The organism is Nocardia tenerifensis NBRC 101015, from assembly GCF_000308715.1.
Taxonomy (GTDB): domain Bacteria; phylum Actinomycetota; class Actinomycetes; order Mycobacteriales; family Mycobacteriaceae; genus Nocardia; species Nocardia tenerifensis.
This window is the reverse complement of the sequence record NZ_BAGH01000303.1, coordinates 1-8736: the sequence shown is the minus strand read 5'-3', so window position 1 is coordinate 8736 and position 8736 is coordinate 1. Positions and strand designations below refer to the sequence as shown.

Annotated in this window: 8 protein-coding genes and 1 pseudogene; 5 read left to right on the top strand and 4 right to left on the bottom strand. The window is 69.8% G+C overall.

Features of this window, described 5'->3' with window-relative positions:
• A pseudogene (locus ON39_RS50785) lies at positions 1 to 162 on the top strand (short-chain fatty acid transporter); the annotation flags it as partial.
• Here ON39_RS50785 and ON39_RS24245 read toward each other — a convergent pair.
• The 4 genes from ON39_RS24245 to ON39_RS24230 all read right to left on the bottom strand — a co-directional run bounded on the left by ON39_RS24245 (position 129) and on the right by ON39_RS24230 (position 3857).
• On the bottom strand, positions 129 to 974 hold the full coding sequence (locus tag ON39_RS24245; RefSeq protein ID WP_246002670.1) for a LuxR C-terminal-related transcriptional regulator: 846 nt from the start codon (positions 972 to 974) through the stop codon (positions 129 to 131). The pseudogene ON39_RS50785 and the gene ON39_RS24245 overlap by 34 nt on opposite strands.
• A 35-nt stretch (positions 975 to 1009) precedes the next feature.
• Positions 1010 to 2329, bottom strand: coding sequence for a preprotein translocase subunit SecY (gene secY, locus ON39_RS24240; RefSeq protein WP_040737787.1), 1320 nt, complete (start codon positions 2327 to 2329; stop codon positions 1010 to 1012).
• Positions 2330 to 2488: 159 nt separating this feature from the next.
• Complete coding sequence (locus ON39_RS24235; protein ID WP_040737786.1) at positions 2489 to 3034, bottom strand: DoxX family protein; 546 nt, start codon at positions 3032 to 3034, stop codon at positions 2489 to 2491.
• A gap of 64 nt (positions 3035 to 3098) precedes the next feature.
• Positions 3099 to 3857 carry a dioxygenase family protein gene (locus ON39_RS24230; RefSeq protein ID WP_040737789.1) on the bottom strand — a complete coding sequence of 253 codons (759 nt, stop codon included), beginning with the start codon at positions 3855 to 3857 and terminating at the stop codon, positions 3099 to 3101.
• A 100-nt stretch (positions 3858 to 3957) separates the two neighbouring features.
• Here ON39_RS24230 and ON39_RS24225 point away from each other — a divergent pair, with 100 nt between their 5' ends.
• From ON39_RS24225 to ON39_RS24210, 4 genes are all read left to right on the top strand, one after another.
• Complete coding sequence (locus tag ON39_RS24225; protein WP_040737784.1) at positions 3958 to 4410, top strand: MarR family winged helix-turn-helix transcriptional regulator; 453 nt, start codon at positions 3958 to 3960, stop codon at positions 4408 to 4410.
• Positions 4411 to 5256: 846 nt separating this feature from the next.
• Positions 5257 to 6606 carry a DegT/DnrJ/EryC1/StrS family aminotransferase gene (locus ON39_RS24220; protein ID WP_040737783.1) on the top strand — a complete coding sequence of 450 codons (1350 nt, stop codon included), beginning with the start codon at positions 5257 to 5259 and terminating at the stop codon, positions 6604 to 6606.
• Positions 6603 to 7766 (top strand): MFS transporter, encoded by a 1164-nt coding sequence (locus ON39_RS24215; protein ID WP_040737781.1) that lies wholly within the window; start codon positions 6603 to 6605, stop codon positions 7764 to 7766. The genes ON39_RS24220 and ON39_RS24215 overlap by 4 nt, the downstream gene beginning before the upstream one ends.
• Positions 7763 to 8719, top strand: a complete 957-nt coding sequence (locus tag ON39_RS24210) for a sulfotransferase (protein WP_040737780.1) — start codon at positions 7763 to 7765, stop codon at positions 8717 to 8719. The genes ON39_RS24215 and ON39_RS24210 overlap by 4 nt, the downstream gene beginning before the upstream one ends.
• Positions 8720 to 8736: the final 17 nt, after the last annotated feature.

Genomic DNA, 8736 nt, shown 5'->3' with positions numbered 1-8736 from the left:
TTCATGCTGCCGCTGCTGGCGGTGCTCAAACTGCGGGCCCGCGACCTGGTCGGTTTCACGTTCTTGCAGTTCATCTTTCACCTACCGGTGGTGTTGCTGCTCGTGTGGTTGCTCGGCATGACCTTCGATTACGTGCCGCCGATCCTGCCCGCGAGCCCGTGATCTAGGGGAACGATTCGCCGGGTGTGCGCGTAGACCGCCGCGTGCACCCGGTCGCGGACGCCGAGCTTCGCTAGCACGTTGGAGACGTGCGTCTTGACGGTCTGCTCGCCGACGCCGAGTTCCGCGGCGATCTCGGGATTGGTGTAGGCCTTGGCGATCAGCAGGAGCACCTGGTGCTCGCGGGCGGTGAGGGTCTCGACCTCCGGCGCGGCCGGGAACGGCTCGATGCCAGTGGTCAGGCGCGTGACGAGGCGACGGGTGAGGTTCGGGTCGATCAGTGCGTCGCCGCGGGCGGCCATGCGGATGGCCGAGATCAGGCCCGTCGACGGCAGCGTCTTGACGAGGAACCCGCTCGCGCCCAAACACAGTGCGCGGTAAAGGTTCTCATCGGTATCGGCGGTGGTCAGCGTGAGGATCCTGGTGACATCGCCGAGGGCCGCGACGGCGTCCACGGCCGGGCCGTCGAGGCCGGGCATGTCGAGGTCGAGCAGGGCGACGTCGGGTCGCAGGCGCTCGATCTCCCGGATGGCGGCGAGGCCGTGGTCGACCTCGGCGACACACTCGATATCGGGCTGCGTGCCGATCGCGGCCCGCACGCCGGAGCGGAACACCACGTGGTTGTCGGCGAGCAGGACCGAGATGGTCGAGCGCTCCGTGGTGGCCTCGACATCGGCCCGCGACCGATCGAAATGCCGGTCGACATCCACCGGCTGATGCGTGTCGACCACGCCGCTCGGCGACGCCGCCGCGGTGGGCACGCCGGTGACCGACAGCGTCGCGGCGGTGAGGGCGAGCACGAACGACGACGCCACCCGCCGCAGCGAATGGGTCGACGGACCGTCCTGGTTCAGCGCAGGAACCCTTCGTAGTTCTTGTTCATGAGTTGGCTCTCCAACTGTTTGATCGTATCCAGTCCGACGCTCACCACGATCAGCGCGGAGGTACCGCCGAACGCGAGACTCGGCGCGCTGCCGGAGGTTCCGATGCCCAGCAGCAGATTCGGCAGCACCGCCACCGCCCCGAGGTAGACCGCGCCGGGTAGGGTGATCCGGCTGAGCACGAAACTCAGATAGTCCGCGGTCGGCTTGCCGGGCCGGTAGCCGGGCAGGAACCCGCCGAACTTGCGCATCTCGTCCGCGCGCTCGCGCGGATCGAAGGTGACCGCGACGTAGAAGTAGGTGAAGAACACCACCAGCGCGAAGTAGACCGCGATGTACACCGGGCTGCCCGGATCGACCAGGTACTTCTCGATCCACTCCTGCCACCACGACTGCGCGCCCGAGCTGTTCCTGGTCAGCTGCGCGAGCAGTTGCGGCAGGTAGAGCAGCGAGGACGCGAAGATCACCGGGATGACCCCGGCCTGATTCACCTTCAACGGCAGATACGTGGAGGAGCCCCCGTACATCTTCCGGCCGACCACGCGCTTGGCGTACTGCACCGGGATTCGCCGCTGGCCCTGCTCCACGAAGATCACGCCGACGAGGAGCAGCAACACCGCGACGCACACACCGCCGAAGACCAAGCCGCCCTTGCTGTCCAGAATCGACCGGCCCTGGCTGGGCAGCTGGGCGGCGATGCCGGTGAAGATCAGCAGCGACATGCCGTTGCCGATGCCGCGCTCGGTGATCAGCTCGCCGAACCACATGACCAGCGCCGCGCCCGCGGTCAGCACCAGCACGATGATGATCATGCCGAACAGTCCGGTGTCGGCGAGCAGATCCTCCGGGCATCCGCGCAGCAGCTGGCCCCGCGCGGCCAGCGCCACCAGCGTCGAGGCCTGCAGGATCGCCAGCGCCATCGACAGATAGCGGGTGTACTGCGTCATCTTCGCCTGGCCGGTCTGGCCCTCCTTGCGCAGCTCCTCGAATCGCGGGATCACCACGGTCAGCAGCTGAACGATGATGCCCGCGGTGATGTAGGGCGTGATCCCGATCGCGAACACCGACAGGTGCAGCATCGCACCGCCGGAGAACAGGTTGATCAGCTGGTAGATGCCCGCGGAGTCACCGCCGGAGACGAGCGCGACGCACGTCCGGACCGCGCGATAGTCCACGCCGGGCGAGGGCAGCGCCGCGCCGGCCCGATACAGCACGAGCAGGCCGAGGGTGCCGAGGATCTTCCGCCGTAGGTCCGGGGCCCGGAAAGCCGCTGCGACGGCGGACAACACAAATTCCTCCTGACGAGCGACGCTGTGCGACAGGAGAAATCCGCTGCGAGAGCGGGAAATCGAGCCTGCCGAGGGCCTTCGACGGTACGGAGTCTCCGCCGCCGTTCACGTCGCCCGAGAGTCGGAATTACCGCTCCCCCAACAGGGGGAGCGATCACCCTAGTTGCGCACGACCAGCACGGCGCCGGCGGCGAGCACCGCCAACACGATCGCGGCCAGGCCGTAGATCAGACGGTGCGAACGCAATACGGGCACGAAGCGGTCGGCGGCGTAGCGGCCCGGCCCGGTCAGGGTGAGGCTCGCGGCGGCCGCGGTCAGGATCAGTTCGTACTCCACGCCTTTCGGCGCGAAGAACGCGCCCATGCCCTTCACCGCCAGCGCGTTGAGCAACGTGCCGACCACCGCCGCGCCCGCGAGCGGGGTGAGCAGGCCGATCGCGAGCGCGAGGCCGCCGAAGGTCTCGGTCACACCGGCGACCGCGGCCATCGCCTCACCGGCCGGATAACCCTTGCCGGCGAAGAACTTTCCGGTGCCGTCGAGGCCGCCGCCGCCGAACCAGCCGAACAGCTTCTGCGTGCCGTGCGCGGCCATGGTCAGCCCGACCGCGACGCGCAGCAGGAGCAGTCCGGCGTCGTAGGCGTGCGGAGAGGCGGCGTGGTCCGCCGCGGCGGCCTCGGTGGGCGAAGTCGTTGCGGTGTCGGTCATTCGATGGTCCTTTCGTGGGGCGGTCGGTGTCGATGTAGCGGTGGAGGCCGAGTAGGCAAGAGCCTCAGCCGAATTGGAGGGAGCGTTTGGCCAGGCCGTTCCAGAAGCCGTCGATCACGCTGCGCTGGGTGCTCAGCTCGGCCTCGGCCGCGCCGAGCGAGACGAACAGCGGCGCGAAGTGTTCGGTCCTCGGGTGCGCCAAATGCGCTGCGGGCGCTTTATGTTCGAAGTCGAGCAGGGCATCGAGATCGCCCGCGTCGAGCGCGTGCCTGCCCCACTCGTCGAACTCCGACATCACCGGGTGCACCGAGCCGTCGGCGCTGAGCGCTCGCAGATTGTGGGTGAAGAAGCCGCTGCCGACGATCAGCACGCCCTGCTCGCGCAGCGGCGCGAGCTTGCGGCCGATCTCCAGCAGGCCCTCGGGCTCGAGGGTCGGCATCGACATCTGGAGCACCGGCACGTCGGCGTCGGGATACATCTCGACCAGCGGCACGTACGCGCCGTGATCGAGGCCACGCTCGGGCGCGTCGTGCACCGGCAGGCCCGGTCCGCGCAGCAGCGCGCGCACGTCGTCGGCGAGGGCCGGAGCGCCGGGCGCGGGGTAGGTCACCTCGTAGTAGTGCTGCGGGAAGCCCCAGAAGTCGTAGACCAGCGGGACCGTGGTCGTCGCGCCGAGGGTCAGCGGCGCGTCCTCCCAGTGCGCCGAGATCATCAGCACCGCTTCGGGTTTCGGCAGCTCCGCCGACCACGCGGCCAGCTGGCCCGGCCAGTGCGGATCGTCGGCCAGCGGCGGGGCGCCGTGCGACAGGTAGACGACCGGCATGCGCATCGGCCTCGCCCTCCTTCCAAGTAGTTCAAATTTGAACATCTTTGCTCGATGGTAGATTATTGTTCGAATTTGAACAACCTCGAGAGGTGGGTGGATGGCCGAGCCGCGGTGGCTGAACGAGGAGGAGATGCGCGCCTGGGAGGCGTTCCTCGCCGCGACGGCGCTGGTGAACCGGCGGATCGAGCAGCAGCTCAAGGACGAGGCCCATTTGTCGCACACCCAGTACGAGGTGCTGGTGCGGCTGGCCCGGGCGCCGGGCAAGGAACTGCGGATGACCGAGCTCTCCGCGGCCCTGTTCACCTCCAAGAGCGGCCTCACCTATCAGATCGACCAGCTGGCCAAGGCCGGCTTCGTCCGCCGCGGCCCGGCCCCCGACGACCCCCGCGGCGTCCTGGCCGCCCTCACCCCCGCCGGGCTCCGCAAACTCGAGTCGGCCGCCCCGGGACACGTCGCCCTCGTGCGCGATCTCCTCATCGACGTCCTCACCCCCGCGCAGCGCACCGCCCTCGCCGACGGCCTCGGCGAGGTGGCGAAACGGCTCTGCTGAGCCGACTGGCACTCCCCCATGTACGAGAACGGCGGCGGCACAGCGACATCGGCGCCGCGCTTGTCGGACGCGGCGAAAACCGCTTCCGCCGAGCGGAAGTCGAGTTCGCGGGTTCGCTTGTCGATCGCCAGGGAGCGGAAGAGGTGGCAGCCGGTGAGCGAATTCGCGGTAGCGCACCGAAATAGGCGTCGCGATCGGTTTGTGCACCACAGCCGAAGTACACCGGTCAATTCGTCGCCGGCTGCGGCGCGTTGAATACGGCGGCCACCACGACGCGCCCCGTAATCGCAGCCCTGCGGCGCGGCGGTGACGACGGCCTCGGCGGCCGGACGCCCGTCTCTCGGCGCGCGCCCGTCGACGGGAGGCGAGGGGTCGTCCGTACAACCACCCATCAGCAGATCCGCGACCGCTAGCAGTGCGGCGACACGAACACGCTCGACCGTCACGCCTACTCCGCAGGCGTGGACTCGACCGGAATATCCGGGCAATTTTGCCCATCACACCTGTTCACGGGCCTAACGCCACGTCCGTCCCCGTGGCATCAGCGTTCGACACGACAGCACGCCGCCGCACGGGCGGCCCTCGCTGCGCCGACGAGCGGCACGGGCGCGGCACCGCCGAAGCCCGCCGGACGCGGCGCGTCCATTTGCGGACAGATCCGCTCGTTCCCCTCGCGAGCAAGACCCAAGTTCCGATGTCATTGGTGAGCAATCGATTTCGGGTATCCGATATGAGAATTCGGTGTAGCGTTGCGCAAACGTCCCGCTGAACTTCCGCGGAATTTCCCCGGGGCGACGTGGTGGCGGCTCGCCGATGTTTTTGCTTTACGTTGGGCAGGTAATTGCGATGGCGGACAATGAGATCGACGATTCGGCATCGGCCAGGCAGTTGCCCGGCGATTCGCTGCTGGCGGTGAACGGGGGCGATCCCGTGCGAAAGACGCCCTGGCCCACCTACGATCGCGGCGCGGTCTGCGTCCACCCCGAGGACGAGGAAGCGGCGCTGCGGGCCATCCGCAGTCACCTGTACTTCCGCTACGACTACCGCCCCGCGCAGGAGACCGAGTGCGCCCGGTTCGAGGCGGAGCTGTGCCGGTACTTCGAGACCAGGCACGCGCTGGCCACCTCGAGCGGCACCACCGCGCTCGCGCTGGCCATCATGGCCGCGGGCATCGAGCCCGGCAGCCTGATCGCCTGTCCCGGTTTCACTTTCGCCGCGACGCCGAGCGCGATCATCCTCGCCGGGTGCGTGCCGTTCCTCGTCGAGGTCGACGAGAACCTGCACCTGGACGTGGCCGATCTGCGCAGTCGGTGGACCCCGCAGGTCAAGGCGATCATGGTCGTGCACATGCGCGGCTTCGCCGGGGACATGGGCGCGCTGACCGCCTTCGCCGACGAGATGGGCGTGCCGGTCTTCGAGGACGCGGTCCCCGCGCTCGGCGCGGAACTCGACGGCCGCAAGCTCGGCACCTTCGGCCTGGCCGGGGCGTTCAGCACCCAGTCGGACAAGGCGCTCAACAGCGGCGAGGGCGGCTTCCTGCTCACCGACGACAGCGCCCTGTTCGCCCGCGCCACCGTGCTCTCCGGCGCGTACGAGGGCAGGCTGCGGCGGCACTTCCCCGGCGCCGAGCCGCCGATCGCCACCGACCTCGACCTGCCGCTGCTCAGTTTCCGGATGGACGAGATCCGGGCGGCGCTGCTGCGCGCCGAGCTGGACAGACTGCCGGACCGCCTGGCCGCCTTCCATCGCAACTACGACTACGTCGCCGCCGCGCTCGCCGACGTCGCGGGGATACATATCCGGCGACCGGTCGCCGCGGGCGCGTACCTCGGCGAGGCCTTCATCTTCCTGGTCCCGCACGGCCGCGCGGAATGGTTCGCCCGAGCGCTGTGCCACGAGGGCATCGAGGCGCGCAACCTCGGCTCGGACGCCGACCACAATATCCGCGCCTTCTGGAACTGGCGCTTCCTGTTCCGCGGCATGGAGACCGCGGCCATCAAGCAGCTGCTGCCCAACGCGACGCGCTATCTCCAACGCGCCGTGGACATTCCGCTGTCCTCGACGCTGTCGCGGGCCGACTGCGATCAGCTCGTCGCGGCCGTGCGCAAGGTCGCGGGCGCACTCGCCTCGACGGCCGACCTCGCCCCGACCGTCCTCGACACCGGCGAGGGCTCCGCGTGGGCCGGACAGCGATGACCGACGACGCCAAGGCGTTCCCGCGCTTGGCCCTCGCGGGGGTGTTCGGCGGCCTGTTCTGCGGCTACCTCGGCCTGTCCGCCGCCATCCCGGTGCTGCCCGGCTACGTGCGCGACGAGTTCGGCGCGGGCGATCTCGCCGTCGGCCTCGCGGTGACGGCGACCGCGCTCACCGCGCTGCTCACCCGCCCGGTCTTCGGCGGGCTGGCCGACCGGTACGGCCCCCGCACCGTCATGCGGTTCGGCGCGCTGGCCATCGCGGCCGGCGGGCTCCTCTACTTCCTGCCCGCAGGACTGGTCTGGCTGATCGTGGTGCGCCTGCTGCTCGGCGTCGGCGAGGCCGCGCTGTTCGTCGCGGGCGCGGTGTGGACGGTCACGCTCGCGCCGCACGACCGGCGCGGCCAGGTGATCGGGCTCTACGGCGTCGCCATGTGGGGCGGCATTTCGCTCGGCACCGCGCTCGGCGCGGCGTTGCGGCACTTCGGCATCGACGCCGTGTGGGCCTTCTGCGCCGCCGCGCCGCTGGTCGGTCTCGCCCTGATCAGCACCGTCGCGCCGCAGCCGCGCGTCGAGCCGACCGGCGGCGGCCGCGGCCTGCTGCTGAAACCCGCCGTGCTACCCGGCCTCGGCCTCGCGCTCGGCGCCGCTGGCTACGTGGGCCTCGCGGCGTTCGTCATCAGCGCGCTCCAAGACCGCGGAATCGATTCCGGCGTCATCGTTTTGAGTACCTTCAGCGCCGTGTACGCGGGCACCCGCTTCGTCATCGGGCACCTGCCGGACAAGCTCGGACCGCGCCGGGTGGCGTCGTGGTGCGGCGCGGGCGAGGCGGCGGGGCTGCTGATCATCGCCTGGGCGCCGAACCTGCCGGTGGCGGTGGCCGGGGCCGTGGTCATGGGCGTCGGGTTCTCGCTGCTGCATCCCTCGCTGGCCCTGATGGTCATGAACAACACCGACAGCGCCCAGCAGGGCGCCGCGCTCGGCGCCTACACCTCGTTCTGGGATCTCGGCCTGTTCGTGTGGGGCCCGGCCACCGGGGCCATCGCGGCCGGGTTCGGCTACCCGGCCGTCTTCGTGGTCGCCGCGGTCTGCGCGTGCGCGGCCTCGGCGCTGGCCATGACGATCCGGCAAGCGGTGACCAGCGAGAAGGCGATCGACAGATGACGAACCCACCACCGGGCGGCGTCGCGCCGCTGAAGGTCCTGTGCATCACCGGCTGGTGCCGCAACGGCAGCACCATCATCGGCAATATCCTCAACGAGATCCCCGGCTTTTTCCACGTCGGCGAGCTGCACTTCCTCTGGAAGAACGCGGCCGGGCGCGGCGTGAACTCCGACTGCGGCTGCGGGCGCAGGCTGGTCGACTGCCCGTTCTGGTCCACGATCCTGCCGGTCGGTCAGCCCGCGGGCACGACGCTGGTCGAGCACGCGGACGCGGTGATCCGGCGGCAACTCGGCAGCGTGCGGACCAGGCACACCTGGCGCGTGCTCGGCCGCGGCCTGCACAACGAGCAGATCCGCGCGCACGCCGCCCTGATGACCCAGGTCTATCGAGCGGTGGCCGAGCGAAGCGGGTCGAGCGTCGTCGTGGACACCACCAAGATTCCCGGGGAGGCGGCGTTGCTCGCGCGCCTCGAGGGCATCACCCCGTACTACGTCCACCTGGTGCGCGACCCGCGGGCCGTGGCCCAATCGTGGAGCAAGCCAAAGGGTTACGTGTACGCCATGCCGCCGGTCAAGAGCACCGGCTACTGGACCGGCTTCAATCTCGCCTCGCACGCCCTCACTCGCCGCTACCCCGAGCGGTCGATGTTCCTGCGCTACGAGGACTTCATCGCCGACCCCGAAGGCACGATCGACCGGCTGCTGCGCCTGATCGACAGCGATCCCGCGGCCAACCCGCTCACCGATCGAACGGTGGAGCTGCACACCAATCACACGGTCACCGGAAACCCGGACCGGTTCACCGTCGGCGCGACCGTCATCCGCCCGACCGACGACTCCTGGCGCACCGGCCTGCCGAGGTCCGCCCGGCGCACGGTCGCGGCGCTGTCCTGGCCGCTCTCGCGCCGATACGGCTACGAGTTCGGCGCCGCCGATGCGAACGGGAAGGGCTGACGAGTGGATCTGGGTCT

What these genes read in the sequence shown, in the direction of transcription:
- ON39_RS24220 (WP_040737783.1), top strand. Translation starts at nt 5,257, where the DNA reads ATGGCGGACAATGAGATCGACGATTCGGCATCGGCCAGGCAGTTGCCC.
- ON39_RS24235 (WP_040737786.1), bottom strand. Translation starts at nt 3,034, where the DNA reads ATGACCGACACCGCAACGACTTCGCCCACCGAGGCCGCCGCGGCGGAC.
- ON39_RS24210 (WP_040737780.1), top strand. Translation starts at nt 7,763, where the DNA reads ATGACGAACCCACCACCGGGCGGCGTCGCGCCGCTGAAGGTCCTGTGC.
- ON39_RS24230 (WP_040737789.1), bottom strand. Translation starts at nt 3,857, where the DNA reads ATGCCGGTCGTCTACCTGTCGCACGGCGCCCCGCCGCTGGCCGACGAT.
- ON39_RS24215 (WP_040737781.1), top strand. Translation starts at nt 6,603, where the DNA reads ATGACCGACGACGCCAAGGCGTTCCCGCGCTTGGCCCTCGCGGGGGTG.
- ON39_RS24225 (WP_040737784.1), top strand. Translation starts at nt 3,958, where the DNA reads ATGGCCGAGCCGCGGTGGCTGAACGAGGAGGAGATGCGCGCCTGGGAG.